Origin of the sequence: Citrobacter sp. RHBSTW-00599, assembly GCF_013784065.1 — a bacterium.
GTDB classification, from domain to species: Bacteria; Pseudomonadota; Gammaproteobacteria; order Enterobacterales; family Enterobacteriaceae; genus Citrobacter; species Citrobacter braakii.
The window spans coordinates 4,219,183-4,243,618 of record NZ_CP056717.1 but is presented as its reverse complement, the minus strand read 5'-3'; the positions used below and the strand labels follow the sequence as shown (position 1 = coordinate 4,243,618).

General features: G+C 53.1%; 20 protein-coding genes. 18 read left to right on the top strand and 2 right to left on the bottom strand.

Translation table 11 applies throughout. The features are described from left to right. Position 1 precedes the first annotated feature (1 nt). Both leuB and leuA read right to left on the bottom strand, forming a co-directional pair. Positions 2-1,093 carry a 3-isopropylmalate dehydrogenase gene (leuB, locus tag HV243_RS20710; RefSeq protein WP_016155686.1) on the bottom strand — a complete coding sequence of 364 codons (1,092 nt, stop codon included), beginning with the start codon at positions 1,091-1,093 and terminating at the stop codon, positions 2-4. Then, positions 1,093-2,664 (bottom strand): 2-isopropylmalate synthase, encoded by a 1,572-nt coding sequence (gene leuA, locus HV243_RS20705; RefSeq protein WP_016151686.1) that lies wholly within the window; start codon positions 2,662-2,664, stop codon positions 1,093-1,095. The genes leuB and leuA overlap by 1 nt, the downstream gene beginning before the upstream one ends. Positions 2,665-3,495: 831 nt before the next feature. Between leuA and leuO the strand changes: the two genes are divergently transcribed. From leuO to ftsA, 18 genes are all read left to right on the top strand, one after another. Beyond that, positions 3,496-4,443, top strand: coding sequence for a transcriptional regulator LeuO (gene leuO, locus HV243_RS20695; RefSeq protein WP_016151687.1), 948 nt, complete (start codon positions 3,496-3,498; stop codon positions 4,441-4,443). Between the two features lie 318 nt (positions 4,444-4,761). Then, positions 4,762-6,486: an acetolactate synthase 3 large subunit gene (gene ilvI / locus HV243_RS20690; RefSeq protein WP_016151688.1), complete on the top strand. Its 1,725-nt coding sequence runs from the start codon at positions 4,762-4,764 to the stop codon at positions 6,484-6,486. Positions 6,487-6,488: 2 nt separating this feature from the next. Then, positions 6,489-6,980 carry an acetolactate synthase small subunit gene (gene ilvN / locus HV243_RS20685; protein WP_003829566.1) on the top strand — a complete coding sequence of 164 codons (492 nt, stop codon included), beginning with the start codon at positions 6,489-6,491 and terminating at the stop codon, positions 6,978-6,980. A gap of 175 nt (positions 6,981-7,155) precedes the next feature. Further along, the gene (cra, locus tag HV243_RS20680; protein WP_016151689.1) at positions 7,156-8,160 is read left to right on the top strand and encodes a catabolite repressor/activator; all 1,005 of its coding nucleotides are present in this window, start codon (positions 7,156-7,158) and stop codon (positions 8,158-8,160) included. Positions 8,161-8,773: 613 nt separating this feature from the next. Then, positions 8,774-9,232 (top strand): division/cell wall cluster transcriptional repressor MraZ, encoded by a 459-nt coding sequence (gene mraZ / locus HV243_RS20675; RefSeq protein ID WP_005124560.1) that lies wholly within the window; start codon positions 8,774-8,776, stop codon positions 9,230-9,232. Position 9,233: 1 nt separating this feature from the next. Continuing rightward, positions 9,234-10,175 (top strand): 16S rRNA (cytosine(1402)-N(4))-methyltransferase RsmH, encoded by a 942-nt coding sequence (gene rsmH / locus HV243_RS20670; protein ID WP_016151690.1) that lies wholly within the window; start codon positions 9,234-9,236, stop codon positions 10,173-10,175. Next, on the top strand, positions 10,172-10,537 hold the full coding sequence (gene ftsL / locus HV243_RS20665; RefSeq protein WP_006686695.1) for a cell division protein FtsL: 366 nt from the start codon (positions 10,172-10,174) through the stop codon (positions 10,535-10,537). The genes rsmH and ftsL overlap by 4 nt, the downstream gene beginning before the upstream one ends. A 15-nt stretch (positions 10,538-10,552) precedes the next feature. Then, the gene (gene ftsI, locus HV243_RS20660) at positions 10,553-12,319 is read left to right on the top strand and encodes a peptidoglycan glycosyltransferase FtsI (RefSeq protein WP_016151691.1); all 1,767 of its coding nucleotides are present in this window, start codon (positions 10,553-10,555) and stop codon (positions 12,317-12,319) included. Further along, complete coding sequence (murE, locus tag HV243_RS20655; RefSeq protein WP_016151692.1) at positions 12,306-13,793, top strand: UDP-N-acetylmuramoyl-L-alanyl-D-glutamate--2,6-diaminopimelate ligase; 1,488 nt, start codon at positions 12,306-12,308, stop codon at positions 13,791-13,793. The genes ftsI and murE overlap by 14 nt, the downstream gene beginning before the upstream one ends. Further along, complete coding sequence (gene murF / locus HV243_RS20650) at positions 13,790-15,148, top strand: UDP-N-acetylmuramoyl-tripeptide--D-alanyl-D-alanine ligase (RefSeq protein WP_019078371.1); 1,359 nt, start codon at positions 13,790-13,792, stop codon at positions 15,146-15,148. The genes murE and murF overlap by 4 nt, the downstream gene beginning before the upstream one ends. Further along, entirely contained in the window at positions 15,142-16,224 is a 1,083-nt protein-coding gene (gene mraY, locus HV243_RS20645; protein WP_016151694.1) for a phospho-N-acetylmuramoyl-pentapeptide-transferase, read from the top strand. Before murF ends, mraY begins: the two co-directional genes overlap by 7 nt. 2 nt (positions 16,225-16,226) lie before the next feature. Next, a complete protein-coding gene (murD, locus tag HV243_RS20640; RefSeq protein ID WP_047417193.1) occupies positions 16,227-17,543 on the top strand; it encodes a UDP-N-acetylmuramoyl-L-alanine--D-glutamate ligase in 1,317 nt (438 codons plus the stop codon). Further along, on the top strand, positions 17,543-18,787 hold the full coding sequence (gene ftsW / locus HV243_RS20635) for a cell division protein FtsW (protein ID WP_016151696.1): 1,245 nt from the start codon (positions 17,543-17,545) through the stop codon (positions 18,785-18,787). The genes murD and ftsW overlap by 1 nt, the downstream gene beginning before the upstream one ends. Further along, positions 18,784-19,851, top strand: a complete 1,068-nt coding sequence (murG, locus tag HV243_RS20630; protein WP_181603870.1) for an undecaprenyldiphospho-muramoylpentapeptide beta-N-acetylglucosaminyltransferase — start codon at positions 18,784-18,786, stop codon at positions 19,849-19,851. Before ftsW ends, murG begins: the two co-directional genes overlap by 4 nt. A 51-nt stretch (positions 19,852-19,902) precedes the next feature. Continuing rightward, positions 19,903-21,378 (top strand): UDP-N-acetylmuramate--L-alanine ligase, encoded by a 1,476-nt coding sequence (gene murC, locus HV243_RS20625; RefSeq protein ID WP_016151698.1) that lies wholly within the window; start codon positions 19,903-19,905, stop codon positions 21,376-21,378. After that, positions 21,371-22,291 (top strand): D-alanine--D-alanine ligase, encoded by a 921-nt coding sequence (locus tag HV243_RS20620; RefSeq protein ID WP_016151699.1) that lies wholly within the window; start codon positions 21,371-21,373, stop codon positions 22,289-22,291. The genes murC and HV243_RS20620 overlap by 8 nt, the downstream gene beginning before the upstream one ends. Position 22,292: 1 nt before the next feature. Then, the gene (gene ftsQ / locus HV243_RS20615; protein WP_003018758.1) at positions 22,293-23,126 is read left to right on the top strand and encodes a cell division protein FtsQ; all 834 of its coding nucleotides are present in this window, start codon (positions 22,293-22,295) and stop codon (positions 23,124-23,126) included. After that, a complete protein-coding gene (gene ftsA, locus HV243_RS20610) occupies positions 23,123-24,385 on the top strand; it encodes a cell division protein FtsA (RefSeq protein WP_003018755.1) in 1,263 nt (420 codons plus the stop codon). The genes ftsQ and ftsA overlap by 4 nt, the downstream gene beginning before the upstream one ends. Positions 24,386-24,436: the final 51 nt, after the last annotated feature.

Here is a 24,436-nt window from a genome sequence, read left to right as displayed (position 1 = left end):
ATTACACCCCTTCTGCGACGTAACGGGCAATAATGTCACCCATTTCATCGGTACCGACTGCGGCAGCGCCACGGGCTAAGTCACCGGTGCGAATGCCTTCTTCTAATGCGCGGTTGATGGCGCTCTCAATTGCGGTTGCCGCATCATTGGCGTCCAGGCTGTAGCGCAGCAGCAGCGCCAGCGAAAGGATTTGGGCGATAGGGTTAGCAATGTTTTTCCCGGCGATATCCGGAGCGGAGCCGCCAGCGGGCTCGTACAGACCAAAGCCCTGCTCATTCAGGCTGGCGGACGGTAACATCCCCATTGATCCGGTGATCATGGCGCATTCGTCAGACAGAATGTCGCCAAACAGGTTGGAGCACAGCAGCACGTCGAACTGGGATGGATCTTTGATCAACTGCATCGTCGCGTTGTCGATGTACATATGCGCCAGCTCAACATCCGGATATTCATTAGCAATTTCATTGACGATTTGGCGCCACAGAATAGACGTTTGCAGTACGTTGGCTTTATCAATCGACGTGACTTTGCGGCGACGCTGGCGAGCAGATTCAAACGCGATACGTGCGATACGCTCGATCTCGAAACGGTGATAAACCTCGGTATCAAAGGCTTTTTCATGTTGTCCGCTGCCTTCGCGGCCTTTTGGCTGACCGAAGTAGATACCGCCGGTCAGTTCGCGCACGCACAGGATGTCGAAACCGTTCGCGGCAATATCTGCGCGCAGAGGGCAAAATGCTTCCAGACCCTGGTACAGCTTAGCCGGGCGCAGGTTGCTGAATAATTTGAAGTGTTTACGCAACGGCAGCAGCGCGCCGCGTTCAGGCTGCTGGTTTGGTGGCAGATTTTCCCATTTCGGGCCGCCAACGGAGCCAAACAGAATGGCGTCAGCTTGCTCACAGCCTTCAACCGTCGCAGGCGGCAGCGGCTGACCATGGTTATCGATAGCGGCACCCCCCACGTCGTAGTGGCTGGTGGTAATGCGCATGTTAAAACGGTTGCGGATTGCGTCCAGTACCTTCAGGGCTTGCGCCATCACTTCCGGGCCAATACCGTCGCCCGGCAAAACAGCAATATGATAATTCTTCGACATCACACGGTTTCCTTGTTGTTCTCGTTGTTCTGAGCTTTGCGTTGCAATTCTTTTTCGACTTCTTCGGCGCGCCAAATGTTGTTCAGCACATGAACCATCGCTTTCGCGGACGATTCGACGATATCTGTTGCCAGACCGACGCCGTGGAAGCGGCGACCGTTATAATTAGCAACGATATCCACCTGGCCCAGCGCATCTTTACCGTGCCCTTTGGCGGTCAGGCTGTATTTCACCAGTTCGATGTTGTACTCGGTCACACGGTTGATGGCCTGATAAATGGCATCGACCGGACCGTTACCGTTCGCCGCTTCGGCTTTGACTTCTTCACCGCAGGCCAGCTTGACGGAGGCGGTGGCGATGTCATTTGAGCCGGACTGCACGCTGAAGTAATCCAGACGGAAATGCTCCGGCTCTTCCTGCTGTTTATTAATAAAGGCCAGCGCTTCCAGGTCGTAATCAAATACCTGACCTTTTTTATCCGCCAGCTTCAGGAATGCGTCGTACAGGTTGTCCAGGTTGTATTCATTCTCTTTATATCCCATCTCGTCCATACGGTGTTTCACCGCGGCGCGTCCGGAACGGGAAGTCAGGTTCAACTGCACCTGGTTCAGACCGATGGATTCAGGCGTCATGATTTCGTAGTTTTCACGATTTTTCAGTACGCCGTCCTGATGGATGCCAGAGGAGTGGGCAAAGGCGCCGCTACCGACAATGGCTTTGTTGGCCGGAATGGGCATGTTGCAGATTTGGCTGACTAACTGACTGGTACGCCAGATTTCCTGGTGATTAATGCGGGTCTGTACGTTCAGGATATCTTTGCGCACTTTGATCGCCATGATCACTTCTTCCAGTGAGCAGTTACCGGCGCGTTCGCCGATACCGTTCATCGCGCCTTCCACCTGGCGAGCACCGGCGTGGACGGCCGCCAACGCGTTGCCAACGCCCAGACCTAAATCATCATGGGTGTGCACGGAGATGATGGCTTTATCGATATTCGGTACGCGTTCATACAGACCAGAAATGATTGCTCCGAATTCGAAAGGCATGGTGTAGCCAACGGTATCGGGGATATTGATAGTTTTGGCACCCGCATTAATCGCGGCTTCGACCACGCGGGCCAGATCGGCAATAGGGGTACGGCCAGCATCCTCGCATGAGAACTCCACGTCATCCGTATAATTACGCGCACGCTTCACCATGTAGACTGCTCGCTCGATCACTTCATCCAACGTGCTACGCAATTTCGTCGCGATATGCATCGGCGAGGTGGCGATGAACGTATGAATGCGGAAAGCCTCAGCGACCTTCAGAGATTCTGCGGCAACGTCGATATCTTTTTCTACGCAGCGGGCTAAGGCGCAAACGCGGCTGTTCTTCACCTGACGAGCGATGGTTTGTACGGACTCAAAGTCACCCGGTGAAGAGACCGGAAAACCGACCTCCATCACGTCAACGCCCATACGCTCGAGGGCCAGCGCAATCTGCAGTTTTTCTTTCACACTCAGGCTCGCCTGTAACGCCTGTTCACCGTCACGTAAGGTGGTATCGAAAATAATGACTTGCTGGCTCATGGTTTAGGTCCTTGGTCTTTAGGGCGCCTTGCTTCGAGCATAAAAAAACCCGCGCAACGGCGCGGGTTTTTTGTCTTAACTGGAGCTGACTTAATGCTGAATGTCGTCCACCAGTCTACCGCGCAATGAGAATGCGTTTAGTAGTAGTAGACCGATAAAACGAGCAATGTAAGTCATCAATCAAGCTCCAGGCGAATGCGATATGCTTTTAGTGGTACTGGATATGAAGACTGATGTCAACCCCATTCCCTGCAAATGCTCCCGTTAAGGGGGAAAGTTTCTGATAAACTTAAGCGAATTGTGCTGAATTTCTCAGGTTATATAAAATTAATCATCTGATCGTTGAACATGTTTTTCACGGTTTGACATATTTAAGCATATTTATTTGCATTTATGGTAACGAAGAACTAAAGATAACGCCTCATTTGGGATTTCATATCTTTATGATTTATCAGCTTTTATATTCATTCTGAATGGATGAAACCAATGTGTTACCCAATAATTGATAAATTAATGTTAACTTTTAATGTGTTAATAATAGAAATGTTTAATTAAAACTTAAATACATATTCACTGTGCGTATGATTGTGTATTCGCCACGCTTATGGTTATATTGTTTTCGAAATTTAAACATATGAATCATCGCGCAGTGACATCTGCCGCACTACGCTTGTGGTGTTCTTTTGTACATTTAGATTTGTGCCTTTATGTTTTCCTAATTTTAATGTTTTTCCTTTTTCTTATTTTATATGCATGGTAAATCATATTAACGGAGATTATTTCTGCACTCCGTCTGGGAAAAGGGAGTTTAGAGTGACAGTGGAGTTAAATATGCCAGAAGTAAAAATAATAGATAAATCTAATCTCATAGAGATGGGGAAGCCACAGCTTCGCATGGTTGATCTTAATTTATTAACTGTTTTTGATGCGGTGATGCAGGAACAAAATATTACGCGTGCTGCACATACGCTGGGGATGTCGCAACCCGCTGTCAGTAATGCGGTCGCACGCCTGAAAGTCATGTTTAACGATGAGCTTTTTGTTCGTTATGGCCGTGGAATCCAGCCGACAGCAAGAGCCTTCCAGCTGTTTGGCTCCGTTCGTCAGGCATTGCAATTAGTGCAGAATGAACTGCCTGGTTCCGGCTTTGAACCTACCAGCAGCGAGCGTGTATTCAATCTTTGCGTATGCAGTCCATTGGATAATATTCTTACTTCGTTGATTTATAATCGAGTTGAACAAGTCGCGCCGAACATTAATGTCGTTTTTAAATCTTCACTAAATCTAAATACCGAGCACCAATTACGTTATCAGGAAACTGAGTTTGTTATTAGCTATGAAGAATTCCGTCGTCCGGAATTTACCAGTGTTCCGTTATTCAATGACGAAATGGTGTTAGTGGCAAGCAAAAAACATCCGCGCATTAGTGGCCCATTGCTGGAAAGCAATCTCTATCATGAACAGCATGCCGTGGTTTCGCTTGATCGCTTCGCCTCATTCAGCCAGCCGTGGTATGACACACCGGATAAACAATCCTGCGTGGCTTATCAGGGAATGGCATTAATCAGCGTGCTTAATATTGTGTCGCAAACGCACCTGGTCTCTATTGCGCCGCGTTGGTTGGCGGAAGAGTTCGCCGATTCTTTAGAACTGCAGATATTGCCTTTACCTTTAAAATTGAACAGCCGCACATGTTATCTTTCCTGGCATGAGGCTGCGGGGCGCGATAAAGGACATCAATGGATGGAAGAACTGTTGGTCTCCGTCTGTAAGAAGTAGCCGCTGGCAGAATAAATCGGGGAATACATCTGGTTTATTCTGCTTTTATCTTTATATCTAAAATTTTGTGCTGAACTCAACTTTTTACGTATGTCTGAAAGTGTAAAAAAATAGACTAATTGCTGTAAGTCCCCCTTTTTAAGCGATTATTTATCATATCAATTGCTTATGCTGGTTTAATTCTCCATTTATTCAATTCTGACCTCCGTTTTATTCTTATTTACTCCAGTGCCACCCCTTCGGAGTCAATTGCCATGCGTCATCGTCAGCGGTTAATGTGTTGTTAAACCGTAATTCATTATAAGAGTGAGGCAAGCCATGGAGATGTTGTCTGGAGCCGAGATGGTCGTCCGATCGCTTATCGATCAGGGTGTGAAGCAGGTATTCGGTTATCCCGGGGGGGCCGTCCTCGATATTTATGATGCATTGCATACGGTCGGCGGTATTGATCATGTGTTAGTCCGTCATGAGCAAGCCGCGGTACATATGGCTGATGGCCTGGCGCGTGCCACGGGAGAAGTGGGCGTCGTTTTGGTCACTTCCGGACCAGGGGCAACCAATGCGATCACCGGGATTGCAACAGCATATATGGATTCCATTCCGCTGGTGATCCTCTCCGGCCAGGTCGCCACTTCCCTGATTGGCTACGATGCCTTCCAGGAGTGCGACATGGTGGGTATATCCCGCCCGGTGGTAAAACACAGTTTTCTGGTTAAACAAACGGAAGATATCCCGCAGGTGCTGAAAAAAGCCTTCTGGTTGGCGGCAAGCGGTCGTCCGGGGCCTGTGGTGGTGGATTTGCCGAAAGATATTCTGAATCCGGCGAAAAAACTGCCTTATAGCTGGCCGGAGTCGGTGAGTATGCGTTCGTATAACCCGACAACGACCGGGCACAAAGGACAGATAAAACGTGCTTTGCAGACGCTGGTCGCGGCGAAGAAACCGGTTGTCTATGTTGGTGGTGGCGCGGTGAATGCCGCCTGTCACGAACAACTGGGGCAAATTGCCGAAGCACTTAATCTGCCGGTTGTCTCCTCGCTGATGGGGTTAGGCGCGTTTCCGGCCACGCATCGCCAGGCGCTGGGAATGTTGGGCATGCATGGTACTTACGAAGCGAATATGACCATGCATCATTCTGATGTGATCTTTGCCGTCGGCGTTCGTTTTGACGATCGAACGACCAATAACCTGGCAAAATATTGCCCGAATGCGACCGTGCTGCATATCGACATCGATCCGACCTCAATTTCAAAAACCGTCACTGCGGATATTCCGATTGTGGGCGATGCTCGCCTGGTGCTGGATCAGATGCTTGAACTGCTGCCGCAGGAGAAATCGCAGCAGCCGCTGGATGATAACCGTGACTGGTGGCAACAGATCGAACACTGGCGCGCTCGTCAGTGCCTGAAATACGACACGCAAAGTGAAAGTATTAAACCGCAGGCGGTGATTGAAACCATCTGGCGTCTGACGAAAGGGGATGCATACGTGACCTCTGACGTTGGCCAGCATCAAATGTTTGCCGCACTTTACTATCCGTTCGATAAACCACGCCGCTGGATTAACTCAGGCGGCCTCGGCACCATGGGATTCGGTTTACCCGCGGCGTTAGGGGTGAAAATGGCGCTGCCGGATGAAACAGTGGTGTGCGTTACCGGGGATGGCAGCATTCAGATGAACATCCAGGAACTGTCGACGGCGCTGCAATATGAGCTACCGGTACTGGTGCTCAACCTTAACAACCGCTATCTCGGCATGGTCAAACAGTGGCAGGACATGATTTACTCCGGGCGTCACTCCCAGTCTTACATGCAGTCGCTACCCGATTTTGTGCGCCTTGCTGAAGCTTATGGGCATATCGGTATCCAGATTAATCATCCAGGCGAACTGGAGAGCAAGCTGGGCGAAGCGCTGGAACATGTGCGTAACCATCGCCTGGTGTTTGTTGATGTCACCGTCGACGGCAGTGAGCATGTCTACCCGATGCAGATTCGTGGGGGCGGGATGGACGAAATGTGGTTAAGTAAAACGGAGAGGACCTGATTATGCGCCGGATATTATCAGTATTGCTGGAAAACGAGTCGGGTGCATTGTCACGTGTGATTGGCCTCTTCGCCCAGCGCGGATACAACATTGAAAGCCTGACCGTCGCGCCGACTGACGACCCGACCTTATCGCGGATGACGATTCAAACGGTAGGGGATGAGAAAGTCCTGGAGCAGATCGAAAAGCAGCTACACAAACTGGTGGATGTTCTGCGCGTCAGCGAACTGGGGCAGGGCGCCCACGTTGAACGAGAAATCATGCTGGTGAAAATCCAGGCCAGCGGCTATGGCCGGGAAGAGGTGAAACGCAACACGGAGATATTCCGTGGGCAAATCATCGATGTTACGCCGTCGATCTACACCGTACAGCTGGCGGGCACCAGCGATAAGCTGGATGCGTTTCTGGCAACGCTACGGGAAGTCGCCAAAATCGTGGAAGTTGCCCGTTCCGGCGTGGTGGGGCTTTCCCGCGGCGATAAAATTATGCGCTAACGCTTACCTGACCTACGCGAGATGCCTTGGCTATCGGTTGCTTTTTTTTGCGAAATCAGCAGTAACCAGAGACAAAAGCGGTTGCCGCAGTCATTATTCTGCGCTTAGATGTTAAGAAGTTTAACCCATGCCATCTTAAAGGTTATGGTTTGTACATTTTATGCAAGGGGCAATTGTGAAACTGGATGAAATCGCTCGGTTGGCCGGCGTTTCGCGAACGACTGCAAGCTACGTTATTAACGGCAAAGCAAAGCAATACCGCGTAAGCGACAAAACGGTTGAAAAAGTCATGGCGGTGGTGCGTGAGCATAATTACCACCCGAATGCCGTGGCGGCCGGGCTGCGTGCTGGACGCACACGTTCTATCGGGCTGGTGATCCCGGATCTCGAGAACACGAGCTATACCCGGATCGCAAACTATCTGGAGCGCCAGGCGCGTCAGCGCGGGTATCAACTACTGATTGCCTGCTCTGAAGATCAGCCGGATAACGAAATGCGCTGTATTGAGCATCTTTTACAACGTCAGGTTGATGCCATTATCGTTTCGACTTCCTTGCCGCCTGAACATCCGTTTTATCAGCGCTGGGCGAACAGTTCATTCCCGATTGTGGCGCTGGATCGCGCGCTGGATCGTGAACATTTCACCAGCGTGGTGGGCGCAGACCAGGATGATGCGCAGATGCTGGCGGAGGAGTTACGTAAATTCCCTGCTGAAACCGTGCTCTATCTGGGGGCGCTTCCTGAATTGTCCGTCAGTTTCCTGCGCGAACAGGGTTTCCGTACCGCGTGGAAGGACGATCCGCGTGAAGTGCATTTTCTCTATGCCAACAGCTATGAGCGGGAGGCGGCCGCGCAGTTATTTGATAAATGGCTGGAAACGCATCCAATGCCTCAGGCGTTGTTTACCACGTCGTTTGCCCTGTTGCAGGGGGTGATGGATGTGACCCTGCGCCGCGACGGGCAGTTACCGTCTGATTTAGCGATTGCGACTTTTGGCGACCACGAGCTGCTCGACTTCCTGCAGTGCCCGGTTCTGGCGGTGGCGCAGCGCCATCGAGATGTCGCGGAACGCGTGCTGGAGATTGTGTTGGCAAGCCTGGATGAGCCGCGTAAACCCAAACCAGGTTTAACGCGTATACGGCGTAATCTGTACCGTCGCGGTATTCTAAGCCGTAACTAAGTTGCCTCAATTGATGATGTCGGCGGATAAGCCTCTGACATCATCAATTATCCCGTTCTCGGAAATAACCGCATTATAATTAAGAATATTCTTTAGAATTATCTGAAATTGATTCTTCTATTATGCCGAATTAAAAATGCAACTATCCATTTTTGGGTAATTGAGACGTAACGATGCGTTACGGTTGTATTATTTTGTTACAAGCATGTAGGGATTTGCCGAATTAACAAACACTTTACTGGTGTGTTGCGACAATCTCGCCCTTATCTCGCTCCTGTGCGGCGTACAGACTGATTAACTGGTACTGTTATCTCGCTGCATATTGTCCTAAAATGCCGCTCGCGTCGCAAACTGACACTTTATATTTTTCTTTTGATGATATTCAGTTGTTTTAAACAATCATGAGTTGTTGGATTTTTTTCTTACAAATATTCATGACGTTAATTTGCTTCGTTTGCTGTACGGAATTTGTTCAACGCTGATATTAGCCGTAAACAATGGGTTTTTTGCTCCGCTAAGCGCCGTGACTTGCTTGACAAGGTTTTCCTCCGCTCCGTAAACTCCTTTAAGTGGGAATTTGTGGGATAAAGTGGTAATCGGGGGTGAGGCTGGCATGTTCCGGGGAGCAACGTTAGTTAATCTCGACAGTAAAGGGCGCTTATCTGTGCCTACCCGTTATCGGGATCAACTGCTCGAGAGCGCTACCGGTCAAATGGTTTGCACCATTGACATCCATCACCCGTGCCTGCTGCTGTACCCCCTGCCTGAATGGGAAATTATCGAGCAGAAGTTATCGCGTCTGTCGAGCATGAATCCAGTTGAGCGTCGCGTACAGCGCCTGTTGTTGGGTCATGCTAGCGAATGTCAGATGGATAGCGCTGGCCGATTATTGATAGCGCCCATTCTGCGGCAACACGCAGGGCTAACGAAAGAAGTGATGCTGGTTGGGCAGTTCAATAAGTTTGAGCTGTGGGATGAAACGACCTGGTATCAACAGGTCAAGGAAGATATCGACGCTGAGCAGTCTGTTACCGGCGCGCTGTCGGAACGATTGCAGGATTTGTCTCTATAAAATGATGGAAAATTATAAACATACAACGGTGTTGCTGGATGAAGCCGTAAACGGCCTGAATATTCGTCCAGACGGCATCTACATTGACGGGACATTTGGTCGCGGTGGTCACTCACGTCTGATCCTCTCGCAACTTGGCGAAGAGGGGCGTTTACTGGCCATCGATCGCGATCCGCAGGCGATTGCCGTTGCAAAGACGATTACCGATCCCCGTTTTTCCATCGTCCATGGTCCTTTTTCTGCGCTGGCTGATTATGTCGCCGAGCGCGGACTTACCGGTAAGATCGACGGGATTCTTCTTGATCTTGGGGTGTCTTCTCCACAGCTTGATGATGCTGAGCGCGGATTCTCATTTATGCGTGACGGTCCGTTAGATATGCGTATGGACCCTACACGCGGTCAGTCAGCGGCCGAATGGCTGCAAACCGCCGATGAAGCAGATATTGCCTGGGTGATTAAAACCTTTGGCGAAGAGCGCTTCGGCAAACGTATTGCTCGCGCCATCGTAGAGCGCAACCGCATCGAACCGATGACCCGCACTAAAGAGCTGGCGGAAGTGATTGCGGCGGCAATGCCGGTGAAAGACAAATTCAAACATCCCGCGACCCGTACCTTCCAGGCGGTGCGCATTTGGGTGAACAGTGAACTGGAGGAGATAGAGCAGGCGCTAAAAAGCTCGCTCAGCGTGCTGGCACCAGGTGGTCGCCTTTCGGTAATCAGTTTCCATTCGCTTGAAGATCGCATTGTGAAACGCTTTATGCGCGAACAAAGCCGTGGTCCTCAGGTTCCGGCTGGAATACCGATGACCGAAGCGCAGATCAAAAAGCTGGGCGGCCGTGAGTTAAGAGCACTAGGCAAGATGATGCCGGGTGAAGAAGAGGTAGCTGAAAATCCTCGTGCCCGTAGTTCAGTTCTGCGTATTGCAGAGAGGACGAACGCATGATCAGCAGAGTGACAGAAGCCCTCAGCAAAGTTAAAGGATCGATAGGAAGCAACGAGCGCCATGCCTTGCCTGGCGTGATCGGTGACGATCTTTTGCGGTATGGGAAGCTGCCACTCTGTCTGTTCATTTGCATTATTTTGACGGCGGTTACCGTCGTGACAACAGCACACCATACGCGGTTACTGACCGCGCAGCGTGAGCAGCTGGTTCTGGAGCGAGATGCGTTGGATATCGAATGGCGCAACTTGATCCTTGAGGAGAACGCGCTCGGCGACCATAGCCGTGTTGAACGGATCGCAACGGAAAAGCTGCAAATGCAGCATGTTGATCCCTCACAAGAAAATATCGTAGTACAAAAATAAGGATAAACGCGACGCATGAAAGCAGCGGCAAAAACGCACAAGCCAAAACGCCAGGAAGAACAAGCCAACTTTATCAGTTGGCGTTTTGCGTTACTGTGCGGCTGTATTTTGCTGGCACTGGGTTTTCTGCTGGGGCGCGTTGCCTGGCTGCAAATCATCGCGCCGGACATGCTGGTGCGTCAGGGCGATATGCGCTCTCTGCGCGTACAGGAAGTGTCCACATCGCGCGGGATGATTACCGACCGTTCAGGTCGTCCGCTGGCGGTGAGCGTTCCGGTTAAGGCGATTTGGGCCGACCCCAAAGAGGTGCATGACGCAGGCGGTGTAAGCGTTGGTGAACGCTGGAGAGCGCTGTCGACCGCGTTGAATCTCCCGCTCGATCAACTGGCTTCCCGCATTAACGCCAACCCGAAAGGGCGCTTTATCTATCTGGCGCGTCAGGTAAACCCTGACATGGCTGACTACATCAAAAAACTGAAGCTGCCAGGCATTCACCTGCGCGAAGAATCCCGCCGTTACTATCCTTCCGGAGAAGTGACCGCTCACCTTATCGGCTTTACTAACGTCGACAGCCAGGGGATTGAAGGCGTTGAGAAGAGCTTCGACAAATGGCTCACCGGGCAACCGGGCGAACGTATTGTACGTAAAGACCGTTATGGCCGCGTCATTGAGGATATTTCCTCTACCGACAGTCAGGCGGCGCATAACCTTGCGCTAAGTATCGATGAGCGTTTACAGGCGCTGGTCTACCGCGAACTGAATAATGCCGTGGCGTTTAACAAGGCGGAGTCAGGCAGTGCGGTACTGGTGGATGTGAACACCGGTGAAGTGCTGGCGATGGCCAACAGCCCGTCCTACAACCCGAACAATCTCACCGGTACGCCGAAGGATGCGATGCGTAACCGTACGATTACCGACGTGTTTGAACCGGGTTCCACCGTCAAACCGATGGTGGTGATGACGGCGCTGCAGCGTGGCGTGGTTCGCGAAAATACCGTACTTAACACTATCCCTTACCGAATTAATGGCCACGAAATTAAAGACGTGGCGCGTTATAGCGAATTGACCCTCACCGGGGTTTTGCAGAAGTCGAGTAACGTCGGTGTTTCCAAGCTGGCGTTAGCGATGCCGTCCTCAGCGTTAGTAGACACTTACTCACGTTTTGGGCTGGGAAAAGCGACCAATTTGGGGTTGGTCGGAGAACGCAGTGGCTTATATCCTCAAAAACAACGGTGGTCTGACATAGAGAGGGCCACCTTCTCTTTCGGCTATGGGCTAATGGTAACGCCGTTACAGTTAGCGCGAGTCTATGCAACGATCGGCAGCTATGGCGTTTATCGGCCACTGTCGATCACCAAAGTTGACCCTCCTGTTCCGGGCGAGCGTATCTTCCCGGAATCAACCGTGCGTACCGTAGTGCACATGATGGAAAGCGTGGCGCTGCCCGGCGGCGGCGGCGTGAAGGCGGCGATTAAAGGCTATCGTATCGCCATTAAAACCGGTACGGCGAAGAAAGTAGGGCCGGATGGCCGCTACATCAACAAATACATTGCTTATACCGCAGGCGTTGCGCCTGCGAGTCAGCCGCGCTTCGCGCTGGTTGTTGTTATCAACGATCCGCAGGCGGGTAAATACTACGGTGGCGCCGTTTCCGCGCCGGTCTTTGGTGCCATCATGGGCGGCGTACTGCGCACCATGAACATCGAACCGGATGCGCTGACAACGGGCGATAAAAATGAATTTGTGAATAATCAAGGCGAGGCAACAGGTGGCAGATCGTAATTTGCGCGACCTTCTTGCTCCATGGGTGCCGGGTGCACCGGAGCGAGCACTGCGGGAGATGACGCTCGACAGCCGTATGGCTGCATCGGGCGATCTCTTTGTCGCAGTATTGGGTCATCAGGCGGACGGGCGTCGGTATATCCCGCAGGCGATAGCGCAAGGTGTGGCTGCCATTATTGCAGAAGCAAAAGATGAAGCTACTGACGGTGAAATCCGTGAAATGCACGGCGTTCCAGTTATCTATCTCAGTCAGCTTAACGAACGTTTATCTGCACTGGCGGGCCGCTTTTACCACGAGCCTTCTGAAAAAATGCGACTGGTCGGCGTGACCGGGACCAACGGTAAAACCACCACCACCCAATTGCTGGCACAGTGGAGCCAACTGCTTGGCGAAACCAGCGCGGTGATGGGAACAGTCGGCAATGGCCTGCTGGGCAAAGTGATCCCGACGGAAAATACCACCGGTTCAGCCGTAGATGTCCAGCATGTGCTGGCAGGGCTGGTTGCACAAGGCGCAACGGTTGGCGCGATGGAAGTGTCTTCACACGGTCTGGTTCAGCATCGCGTGGCGGCGCTGAAGTTTGCCGCATCAGTATTTACTAACTTAAGCCGTGACCATCTTGATTACCACGGCGACATGGAACATTACGAAGCCGCGAAATGGCTGCTGTATTCCACGCACCATTGCGGCCAGGCCATCGTTAATGCGGATGATGAAGTCGGTCGTCGCTGGTTGGCCAAACTTCCGGATGCGGTTGCCGTATCGATGGAAGATCACATCAACCCGAACTGTCATGGTCGTTGGTTAAAGGCGATTGACGTGAATTATCACGACAGCGGGGCAACAATTCGTTTTACCTCCTCATGGGGTGACGGCGAAATTGAAAGTCGCCTGATGGGCGCGTTTAACGTCAGCAATCTGCTGTTGGCACTGGCAACGCTGCTGGCGTTGGGATATCCGTTAGCTGATTTACTGAAAACGGCAACACAATTACAGCCAGTTTGTGGGCGCATGGAAGTGTTCAGCGCGCCGGGTAAAACCACCGTTGTGGTTGATTATGCCCATACGCCAGATGCGCTGGAAAAAGCGCTGCAGGCGGCACGTCTGCACTGTACTGGAAAACTGTGGTGCGTTTTTGGCTGCGGCGGCGATCGCGACAAAGGCAAACGTCCGTTGATGGGCGCGATTGCCGAGCAGTTTGCTGATGTTGTCGTGGTGACCGATGACAACCCGCGTACCGAAGAGCCGCGCGCCATTATTAACGACATTCTGGCGGGTATGCTGGATGCCGGACAGGCGAAAGTGATGGAAGGTCGCGCAGAGGCTGTGACAAACGCCATTATGCAGGCGAAAGAAAACGATGTGGTGCTGGTGGCCGGGAAAGGTCACGAAGACTACCAGATCGTTGGCTCGCAGCGCCTCGACTATTCTGACCGCGTCACGGCAGCGCGTCTGCTGGGAGTAATCGCATGATTAGCGTAACGCTCAGCCAACTGGCGGAGATCCTCCGTGGCGAACTGAAAGGAGCCGATCTGACTCTTGATGCGGTGACAACCGATACGCGTAAAGTTACGCCGGGCTGCCTGTTTGTCGCGCTGAAAGGCGAACGCTTTGATGCCCACGATTTCGCAGACAAGGCGCAAGAGAGCGGGGCGGGTGCGCTGCTGGTCAGCCGTCCGCTGGACACCAACCTGCCGCAACTGATTGTTAAAGATACACGTCTGGCGTTTGGTGAACTGGCGGCATGGGTACGCGCCCAGGTTCCGGCGCGCGTTGTCGCGCTGACCGGCTCTTCCGGTAAAACGTCCGTCAAAGAGATGACCGCATCCATTCTGAGTCAGTGTGGCAACACCTTATATACCGCGGGCAACCTGAATAACGACATCGGCGTACCGATGACGCTGTTGCGCTTAAACAACGATTACGACTATGCCGTGATTGAGCTTGGCGCTAATCATCAGGGCGAAATCGCCTGGACCGTTGGCCTGACGCGTCCGGAAGCGGCGCTGGTGAATAACCTGGCAGCCGCGCATCTGGAAGGCTTTGGTTCACTGGCGGGCGTTGCGAAGGCAAAAGGTGAGATTTTTACCGGCCTGCCAGCGAACGGAATCGCCATTATGAATGCCGACAATAACGACTGGCTGAACTGGCAGAGCATTATCGGCGATCGCAAAGTCTGGCGCTTCTCCCCGAATGCGGCCAACAGCGACTTTTCGGCGGCCAATGTTCATGTGACTTCACACGGCACAGAGTTTTCTCTGCAAACGCCAACCGGAAGCATTGATGTTCTGCTGCCGCTGCCGGGTCGTCACAACATTGCTAACGCCCTGGCGGCGGCTGCTCTCTCTATGGCGGTAGGCGCGACGCACGAAGCGATTAAAGCGGGTCTGAAGGAGCTGCAAGCGGTACCGGGGCGTCTGTTCCCGATTCAACTGGCAGAAAATCAGCTACTGCTGGATGACTCCTATAACGCAAATGTCGGGTCAATGACCGCAGCGGTAAACGTGCTGTCCGAAATGCCGGGCTACCGCGTGTTGGTCGTTGGCGATATGGCAGAGCTTGGCGCGGAAAGCGAAGCATGCCACGTGCAGGTGGGTGACGCTGCGAAGGCTGCAGGTATCGACCGTGTGCTGAGTACAGGGAAACTGAGTCAGGCAATTAGCCATGCCAGCGGTGTGGGTGAGCATTTTGCGGATAAAACCGCGTTGACCGCGCATCTTAAGGCGCTGATTGCAGAACATCAGATTATGACGATTTTAGTGAAGGGTTCACGTAGTGCCGCCATGGAAGAGGTAGTACGCGCATTACAGGAGAATGGGACATGTTAGTTTGGCTGGCCGAACATTTGGTCAAATATTATTCCGGCTTTAACGTCTTTTCCTATCTGACGTTTCGCGCCATCGTCAGCCTGCTGACCGCGCTGTTCATCTCTTTGTGGATGGGCCCGCGCATGATCGCCCGCTTGCAAAAAATGTCCTTTGGACAGGTCGTGCGTAACGACGGTCCGGAATCACACTTCAGTAAACGCGGTACGCCGACCATGGGCGGGATTATGATCCTTACCGCGATTGTTATCTCCGTACTGCTGTGGGCATACCCGTCGAACCCGTACGTATGGTGCGTGCTGGTGGTATTGGTCGGTTACGGCATTATCGGTTTTGTCGATGACTACCGCAAAGTGGTACGCAAAGACACCAAGGGCCTGATCGCGCGCTGGAAATACTTCTGGATGTCGGTGATTGCGCTGGGCGTGGCCTTTGCCCTGTATCTGGCTGGTAAAGATACCCCGGCCACTGAGCTGGTGGTGCCGTTCTTTAAAGACGTGATGCCGCAGTTGGGGCTGTTCTACGTGCTGCTGGCGTACTTCGTGATTGTGGGTACTGGCAACGCGGTCAACCTCACCGATGGTCTGGATGGTCTGGCGATTATGCCGACCGTGTTTGTGGCCGCAGGTTTTGCGTTGGTAGCGTGGGCGACCGGTAACATGAACTTCGCCAACTATCTGCATATTCCCTATTTACGTCATGCCGGCGAATTGGTGATCGTCTGTACGGCAATTGTCGGTGCGGGGTTAGGCTTCTTGTGGTTTAACACCTATCCGGCGCAGGTCTTTATGGGCGACGTCGGATCGCTGGCGCTGGGCGGCGCGCTGGGCATTATTGCCGTGCTCCTGCGTCAGGAGTTCCTGCTGGTGATCATGGGCGGTGTATTCGTCGTAGAAACACTGTCGGTCATTTTGCAGGTTGGCTCCTTTAAGCTGCGCGGACAGCGCATATTCCGTATGGCGCCGATCCACCATCACTATGAACTGAAAGGCTGGCCGGAACCGCGCGTAATTGTACGCTTCTGGATTATTTCGCTGATGCTGGTGCTGATTGGCCTGGCAACGCTGAAGGTACGTTAATCATGGCTGATTACCAGGGTAAAAAAGTCGTCATTATCGGTCTGGGTTTGACCGGGCTGTCCTGCGTGGATTTCTTCCTGGCGCGTGGCGTGACGCCGCGCGTAATGGATACCCGCGCGACGCCGCCGGGCCTGGACAAATTACCGGAAGCGGTTGAGCGTCATGTTGGCAGTCTGAATGATGACTGGCTGCTGGCCGCTGATCTTATTGTCGCCAGCCCTGGTATTGCCCTGGCGCATCCTTCGTTGAGCGCCGCCGCCGATGCGGGAATTGAAATTGTCGGCGACATTGAGCTGTTCTGTCGCGAAGCACAAGCCCCGATCGTCGCGATCACCGGTTCCAACGGGAAAAGTACAGTCACTACGCTGGTAGGTGAGATGGCGAAAGCGGCCGGTGTGAACGTGGGGGTTGGCGGTAATATTGGCCTGCCCGCGCTGATGCTGCTGGATGACGAACGTGAGCTGTATGTTCTGGAACTGTCGAGCTTCCAACTGGAAACGACCTCCAGCTTACAAGCCGTAGCCGCTACCATTTTGAACGTCACCGAAGACCATATGGACAGATATCCGTTTGGCTTGCAGCAGTACCGTGCGGCCAAACTGCGCGTCTATGAAAACGCGAAAGTGTGTGTGGTCAACGCTGATGATGCGCTGACCATGCCGGTTCGCGGAGCGGATGAGCGTTGCGTGAGCTTTGGCATCAACATGGGTGACTATCACCTGAACCGTCAGCAGGGCGAAACCTGGCTGCGAGTGAAGGGTGAAAAAGTTCTTAACGTGAAAGAGATGACGCTTTCCGGTCAGCATAACTATACCAACGCCCTGGCTGCGCTGGCGCTGGCGGATGCTGCGGGTCTGCCGCGGGCGTCGAGCCTGAAAGCGCTCACCACGTTTACCGGTCTGGCGCACCGTTTTCAGAATGTGCTTGAGCACAACGGCGTGCGCTGGATTAACGATTCTAAAGCCACCAACGTCGGCAGCACTGAAGCCGCGCTGAATGGCCTGCACGTTGACGGTACGTTGCACCTGTTGCTGGGGGGTGACGGGAAATCCGCTGACTTTACGCCGCTGCAACGATACCTGACCGGCGACAACATTCGTCTGTATTGCTTTGGTCGCGATGGCGCGCAGCTTGCCGCTCTGCGACCTGACGTTACGGAACAAACTGAAACCATGGAGCAGGCAATGCGTCTGCTCGCACCGCGCGTGAAGTCGGGCGATATGGTGCTGCTGTCGCCTGCCTGCGCCAGCCTCGACCAGTTCAAGAACTTTGAGCAACGCGGTGACGTCTTTACCCGCCTGGCGAAGGAGTTGGGTTGATGCGCTTATCTCTCCCTCGTCTGAGAATGCCGCGCTTACCGGGACTGGGTATCCTGGCGTGGGTCTTCGCGGCACTTAAAGGCTGGGTGATGGCTTCGCGTGATAAAGACGCGGACAGCCTGATCATGTATGACCGCATGCTGCTGTGGTTGACCTTTGGTCTGGCAGCGATCGGTTTTGTGATGGTGACATCGGCATCGATGCCCGTAGGACAACGTCTGGCGGGCGATCCTTTCCTGTTTGCTAAGCGTGACGCACTGTACATCTTCCTCGCCTTCTGCCTGGCGATGGTGACGCTGCGTCTGCCGATGGAGTTCTGGCAAAAGTACAGTACGACGATGCTGATTGCCTCGATCATCATGCTGCTGATTGTGCTGGTGGTGGGTAGCTCCGTTAACGGGGCGTCGCGCTGGATTGCGCTGGGGCCGCTGCGTATTCAGCCTGCGGAATTTACCAAGCTGTCGCTGTTCTGTTACCTCGCCAACTACCTGGTGCGTAAAGTTGATGAAGTGCGTAACAACCTGCGCGGTTTCTTAAAACCGATGGGCGTGATCCTGGTGCTGGCTATTTTACTGCTGGCACAGCCTGACCTTGGTACGGTGGTGGTGCTGTTTGTCACTACCCTGGCGATGCTGTTTCTCGCCGGAGCAAAACTGTGGCAGTTCATTGCCATCATCGGCATGGGTATTTCGGCAGTTGTGCTGCTGATCCTTGCCGAACCGTATCGTATTCGCCGCGTAACCTCCTTCTGGAACCCATGGGAAGATCCGTTCGGCAGTGGCTACCAGCTGACGCAATCCCTGATGGCCTTTGGTCGCGGTGAGGTTTGGGGGCAGGGCTTAGGTAATTCAGTCCAAAAACTGGAGTATTTACCAGAAGCGCACACCGACTTCATCTTCGCCATCATTGGGGAAGAGCTGGGTTATATCGGTGTGGTATTGGCACTTTTAATGGTATTCTTCGTCGCTTTTCGCGCGATGTCGATTGGCCGTAAGGCGTTGGAAATTGACCACCGTTTTTCAGGCTTTTTAGCCTGCTCTATCGGGATCTGGTTTAGCTTCCAGGCACTGGTAAACGTCGGTGCGGCGGCGGGTATGCTGCCAACCAAAGGTCTGACGCTGCCGCTGATCAGTTATGGTGGTTCAAGTTTGTTGATTATGTCGACGGCCATCATGTTTTTGTTACGTATTGATTATGAAACGCGTCTGGAAAAAGCCCAGGCGTTTACACGAGGTGCACGATGAGTGGTCAACCGAAGCGGTTAATGGTGATGGCAGGCGGTACCGGCGGGCATGTATTCCCGGGGCTGGCGGTCGCGCACCATTTAATGGCCCAGGGCTGGCAGGTTCGTTGGCTGGGCACCGCCGATCGTATGGAAGCGGACTTAGTGCCGAAACACGGCATTGAAATTGACTTTATTCGTATCTCCGGTTTGCGTGGCAAAGGCGTCAATGCGCTGCTTGCCGCACCTGTGCGTATTTTTAATGCCTGGCGTCAGGCGCGCGCCATCATGAAGCAGTTTAAACCCGATGTGGTGCTGGGTATGGGCGGCTACGTGTCTGGCCCTGGCGGTCTGGCGGCCTGGTCATTAGGTATTCCGGTTGTACTGCATGAGCAGAACGGCATTGCGGGATTAACTAACAAATGGCTGGCGAAGATTGCCACTACGGTGATGCAGGCTTTTCCTGGCGCTTTCCCGAATGCGGAAGTGGTGGGCAACCCGGTGCGCACTGACGTGCTGGCGCTGCCATTGCCCAAAGCGCGTCTGGCCGGGCGTGAAGGTCCAGTTCGTGTGTTGGTTGTCGGGGGATCCCAGGGCGCACGCGTACTGAACCAGACGATGCCGCAGGTTGCCGCAAAGCTTGGCGACGCGGTGACTATCTGGCATCAGAGCGGCAAAGGCGCGCAGCAGACCGTTGAACAGGCGTATGCCGTCGCGGGACAACCGCAGCACAAGGTCACTGAGTTTATTGATGATATGGCAGCGGCCTATGCGTGGGCTGATGTCGTGGTTTGTCGCTCAGGCGCGCTGACGGTGAGCGAAATTGCCACCGCAGGTTTGCCTGCGCTGTTTGTGCCGTTCCAGCACAAAGACAGACAGCAGTATTGGAATGCGCTGCCGCTGGAGAAAGCGGGCGCCGCCAAAATTCTGGAGCAGCCGCAGTTTACTGTGGATGCCGTCGCCAGCACCCTTGCCGGGTGGTCGCGAGAAACGTTATTAACCATGGCAGAACGTGCGCGCGCCGCATCCATACCGGATGCCACAGAGCGCGTTGCAAATGAAGTGAGCCGGGCTGCCCGGGCGTAATTGTGGTGATGCCTTTTGCATCGCATGAACTAAGAAGTTAATGGCTAAAGAATGAATACACAACAACTGGCAAAACTGCGTTCCATCGTGCCCGAAATGCGTCGCGTTCGGCACATTCACTTTGTCGGCATCGGTGGTGCTGGTATGGGCGGTATTGCCGAAGTTTTGGCCAATGAAGGTTATCAGATCAGCGGTTCTGACTTAGCGCCGAATCCTGTGACGCAGCAGTTGACGAATCTGGGTGCCACGATTTTCTTCAACCATCGCCCGGAAAACGTGCGCGATGCGAGCGTGGTGGTGGTATCCAGCGCTATTTCTGCGGATAACCCGGAAATTGTTGCAGCGCATGAAGCACGTATTCCGGTGATTCGTCGTGCTGAAATGCTGGCGGAGTTAATGCGTTTTCGTCACGGTATCGCTATTGCCGGGACGCACGGTAAAACCACGACTACGGCAATGGTCTCCAGCATCTACGCGGAAGCGGGTCTGGATCCCACTTTTGTCAACGGCGGTCTGGTGAAGGCTGCAGGCGTGCATGCGCGCCTGGGTCATAGCCGTTATTTGATTGCCGAAGCGGACGAGAGCGACGCGTCGTTCCTGCATTTGCAGCCGATGGTGGCGATTGTCACCAATATCGAAGCCGACCACATGGATACCTACCATGGCGATTTCGAAAATTTAAAGCAGACGTTTATTAATTTCCTGCATAACTTGCCGTTTTATGGCCGTGCGGTGATGTGCGTTGACGATCCGGTGATCCGCGAACTGTTACCGCGAGTTGGCCGTCAAACCACAACCTATGGTTTCAGTGATGATGCCGATGTGCGCGTTGAAGATTACCAGCAGATTGGTCCACAAGGACATTTCACGCTGGTGCGTCAGGGGATGGCCGATTTACGTGTTACGTTAAACGCGCCGGGTCGTCACAATGCACTGAACGCGGCAGCAGCAGTGGCGGTCGCGACGGAAGAAGGTATTGAAGACGACGCTATTCTGCGCGCGCTGGAAAGTTTCCAGGGTACCGGACGTCGTTTTGACTTCCTCGGCGAATTCCCGCTTGAGCCGGTGAACGGTAAAGCCGGGACCGCGATGCTGGTTGATGACTATGGCCACCACCCAACGGAAGTGGACGCCACGATTAAAGCCGCGCGCGCGGGTTGGCCGGACAAAAACCTGGTGATGCTGTTCCAGCCGCACCGGTTTACGCGTACTCGCGATCTGTACGACGACTTTGCCAACGTGCTTACCCAGGTCGATGCGCTGTTGATGCTGGATGTGTATGCCGCGGGCGAAGCCGCGATTCCGGGGGCCGACAGCCGCTCGTTGTGCCGTACGATTCGTGGCCGCGGTAAGATCGATCCGATTCTGGTATCCGATCCGGCCCAGGTGGCAGAAATGCTGGCACCCGTATTAACCGGCAACGATCTGATTTTGGTGCAGGGCGCTGGAAATATCGGCAAAATCGCGCGTTCCTTAGCTGAAATCAAACTGAAGCCGCAAAACCCGGAGGAAGAACAACATGGCTGATAAAATCGCGGTCCTGTTAGGGGGAACCTCCGCTGAACGTGAAGTATCGCTGAATTCAGGCGCGGCCGTATTGGCAGGGTTACGCGAAGGTGGTGTAGATGCCCATCCGGTTGACCCTAAAGAGGTCGATGTCACTCTTTTGAAATCTATGGGGTTTCAGAAGGTGTTTATTGCGCTGCATGGTCGTGGCGGTGAAGATGGCACATTGCAGGGCATGCTGGAGCTGATTGGCCTGCCGTATACCGGCAGCGGCGTCATGGCTTCCGCGATTTCCATGGACAAACTGCGCAGCAAGCTGCTGTGGCAGGGCGCAGGTTTACCCGTCGCCCCATGGGTTGCGCTGACCCGCGCTGAGTTCGAAAAAGGTCTTAGCGATGAAGCAGTTACAAAAATTTCTGCGTTAGGCTTGCCGCTGATTGTAAAGCCAAGCCGTGAAGGTTCCAGCGTAGGGATGTCAAAAGTTGAAGAAGAAAATGCTTTGCAGGGTGCATTAGCATTGGCTTTTCAGCATGATGAAGAAGTACTGATTGAAAAATGGCTCAGTGGCCCGGAATTTACAGTTGCGATACTTGGCGAAGAAATTTTACCGTCAATACGTATCCAACCCGCGGGAACCTTCTATGATTATGAGGCGAAGTATCTCTCTGATGAGACACAATATTTCTGCCCTGCTGGTCTGGAAGTCGAACAAGAAGCCTTTTTACAGGAATTAGTCCTGAAAGCGTGGACTGCATTGGGCTGTAAAGGTTGGGGTCGCATTGACGTCATGCTGGACAGCGATGGCCAGTTTTATCTGCTGGAAGCGAATACCTCTCCGGGTATGACCAGCCACAGTCTGGTGCCGATGGCGGCGCGTCAGGCGGGCCTGAGCTTCTCGCAGTTGGTGGTAAGAATTCTGGAGTTGGCGGACTGATATGTCGCAGGCTGCGCTGAACACGCGAAACGGTGATGAAGAAGAAGTAAACTCCTCACGCCGCAATAATGGAACGCGTCTTGCAGGAATACTGTTCCTGCTGACAGTGCTGTGCACCGTGTTTGTCAGCGGCTGGGTAGTGTTGGGATGGATGGAAGATGCGCAGCGCCTGCCATTGTCAAAACTGGTATTAACCGGCGAACGGCATTACACGCGCAATGACGATATCCGTCAGTCCATTCTGGCGCTGGGCGCTCCGGGAACATTTATGACTCAGGATGTGAACATTATCCAGAGCCAGATTGAACGCCTCCCCTGGATCAAACAGGCGAGCGTCAGAAAGCAATGGCCTGATGAATTGAAGATTCATCTGGTTGAATATGTGCCAATAGCGCGTTGGAATGACCAACATATGGTGGATGCCGAAGGAAATACCTTCAGTGTCCCAACCGGTCGGGCCAATAAGCAGGTATTACCTATGTTGTACGGACCGGAAGGCAGCGCAAGTGAAGTGCTGCAAGGGTTCCGCGATATGGGGCAGGTGCTGGCTAAGGACAGATTCACCCTGAAGGAAGCGGCAATGACCGCTCGTCGTTCCTGGCAGTTGACGCTGAATAACGATATTAAGCTGAATCTGGGCAGGGGCGATACGATAAAACGTTTGGCTCGCTTTGTGGAACTCTACCCGGTTTTACAGCAGCAGGCGCAAACCGATGGCAAACGGATTAGCTACGTTGATTTGCGTTATGACTCAGGAGCGGCAGTAGGCTGGGTTCCCTTGCCTCCTGAGGAATCTAATCAGCAACAGAATCAGGCACAGGCAGAACAACAATGATCAAGGCGACGGACAGAAAACTGGTAGTTGGACTGGAGATTGGCACCGCGAAGGTAGCCGCTTTAGTAGGGGAAGTTCTGCCCGACGGTATGGTCAATATCATTGGCGTGGGCAGTTGCCCATCGCGAGGTATGGATAAAGGCGGGGTGAATGACCTTGAGTCAGTGGTGAAGTGCGTACAGCGCGCCATTGACCAGGCTGAACTGATGGCAGATTGCCAGATCTCTTCAGTGTATCTGGCGCTTTCCGGTAAACATATTAGCTGTCAGAATGAAATTGGTATGGTGCCCATTTCCGAAGAGGAAGTGACGCAGGAAGATGTGGAAAACGTGGTACATACGGCAAAATCCGTACGCGTTCGCGATGAACATCGTGTTCTGCACGTCATCCCGCAGGAATACGCCATCGACTACCAGGAAGGTATCAAAAATCCGGTCGGTCTTTCCGGTGTGCGTATGCAGGCAAAAGTCCATCTTATTACCTGCCACAACGACATGGCGAAGAATATTGTCAAAGCCGTTGAACGTTGTGGTCTGAAAGTTGACCAACTGATTTTTGCCGGGTTGGCAGCCAGTTATTCCGTATTGACGGAAGATGAACGTGAACTGGGTGTCTGCGTGGTGGATATTGGTGGTGGTACAATGGACATCGCCGTTTATACTGGCGGGGCGTTGCGCCACACTAAAGTTATCCCTTATGCAGGGAATGTCGTGACCAGCGATATCGCGTATGCCTTTGGTACGCCGCCGAGCGATGCTGAAGCCATCAAAGTGCGTCATGGCTGCGCACTGGGTTCCATCGTGGGTAAAGACGAGAGCGTTGAAGTGCCAAGCGTTGGTGGTCGTCCGCCGCGTAGTCTGCAACGTCAGACTCTGGCAGAGGTCATTGAGCCGCGTTATACCGAGCTGCTCAACCTGGTCAACGAAGAAATTTTGCAATTACAGGAACAGCTTCGCCAGCAGGGTGTGAAACATCATCTGGCGGCGGGGATTGTGTTAACCGGCGGTGCTGCGCAAATTGAAGGTCTTGCGGCCTGCGCACAGCGCGTGTTCCATACACAAGTACGTATTGGCGCACCGCTGAATATTACCGGTCTGACGGATTATGCCCAGGAGCCGTATTATTCAACGGCGGTAGGGCTGCTGCACTACGGGAAAGAATCCCATTTAAGTGGTGAGGCTGAAGTAGAAAAGCGCGTAACTGCCTCGGTCGGATCGTGGATCAAGCGACTGAATAGCTGGTTACGTAAAGAGTTTTAATTTTTAAAGAGACCGACGCAAATTAACGGTCTCAGGCGACAGGCACTACAC

What these genes read in the sequence shown, in the direction of transcription:
- leuB (WP_016155686.1), bottom strand. Translation starts at nt 1,093, where the DNA reads ATGTCGAAGAATTATCATATTGCTGTTTTGCCGGGCGACGGTATTGGC.
- leuA (WP_016151686.1), bottom strand. Translation starts at nt 2,664, where the DNA reads ATGAGCCAGCAAGTCATTATTTTCGATACCACCTTACGTGACGGTGAA.
- leuO (WP_016151687.1), top strand. Translation starts at nt 3,496, where the DNA reads ATGCCAGAAGTAAAAATAATAGATAAATCTAATCTCATAGAGATGGGG.
- ilvI (WP_016151688.1), top strand. Translation starts at nt 4,762, where the DNA reads ATGGAGATGTTGTCTGGAGCCGAGATGGTCGTCCGATCGCTTATCGAT.
- ilvN (WP_003829566.1), top strand. Translation starts at nt 6,489, where the DNA reads ATGCGCCGGATATTATCAGTATTGCTGGAAAACGAGTCGGGTGCATTG.
- mraZ (WP_005124560.1), top strand. Translation starts at nt 8,774, where the DNA reads ATGTTCCGGGGAGCAACGTTAGTTAATCTCGACAGTAAAGGGCGCTTA.
- rsmH (WP_016151690.1), top strand. Translation starts at nt 9,234, where the DNA reads ATGATGGAAAATTATAAACATACAACGGTGTTGCTGGATGAAGCCGTA.
- ftsL (WP_006686695.1), top strand. Translation starts at nt 10,172, where the DNA reads ATGATCAGCAGAGTGACAGAAGCCCTCAGCAAAGTTAAAGGATCGATA.
- ftsI (WP_016151691.1), top strand. Translation starts at nt 10,553, where the DNA reads ATGAAAGCAGCGGCAAAAACGCACAAGCCAAAACGCCAGGAAGAACAA.
- murF (WP_019078371.1), top strand. Translation starts at nt 13,790, where the DNA reads ATGATTAGCGTAACGCTCAGCCAACTGGCGGAGATCCTCCGTGGCGAA.
- mraY (WP_016151694.1), top strand. Translation starts at nt 15,142, where the DNA reads ATGTTAGTTTGGCTGGCCGAACATTTGGTCAAATATTATTCCGGCTTT.
- murD (WP_047417193.1), top strand. Translation starts at nt 16,227, where the DNA reads ATGGCTGATTACCAGGGTAAAAAAGTCGTCATTATCGGTCTGGGTTTG.
- ftsW (WP_016151696.1), top strand. Translation starts at nt 17,543, where the DNA reads ATGCGCTTATCTCTCCCTCGTCTGAGAATGCCGCGCTTACCGGGACTG.
- murG (WP_181603870.1), top strand. Translation starts at nt 18,784, where the DNA reads ATGAGTGGTCAACCGAAGCGGTTAATGGTGATGGCAGGCGGTACCGGC.
- murC (WP_016151698.1), top strand. Translation starts at nt 19,903, where the DNA reads ATGAATACACAACAACTGGCAAAACTGCGTTCCATCGTGCCCGAAATG.
- HV243_RS20620 (WP_016151699.1), top strand. Translation starts at nt 21,371, where the DNA reads ATGGCTGATAAAATCGCGGTCCTGTTAGGGGGAACCTCCGCTGAACGT.
- ftsQ (WP_003018758.1), top strand. Translation starts at nt 22,293, where the DNA reads ATGTCGCAGGCTGCGCTGAACACGCGAAACGGTGATGAAGAAGAAGTA.
- ftsA (WP_003018755.1), top strand. Translation starts at nt 23,123, where the DNA reads ATGATCAAGGCGACGGACAGAAAACTGGTAGTTGGACTGGAGATTGGC.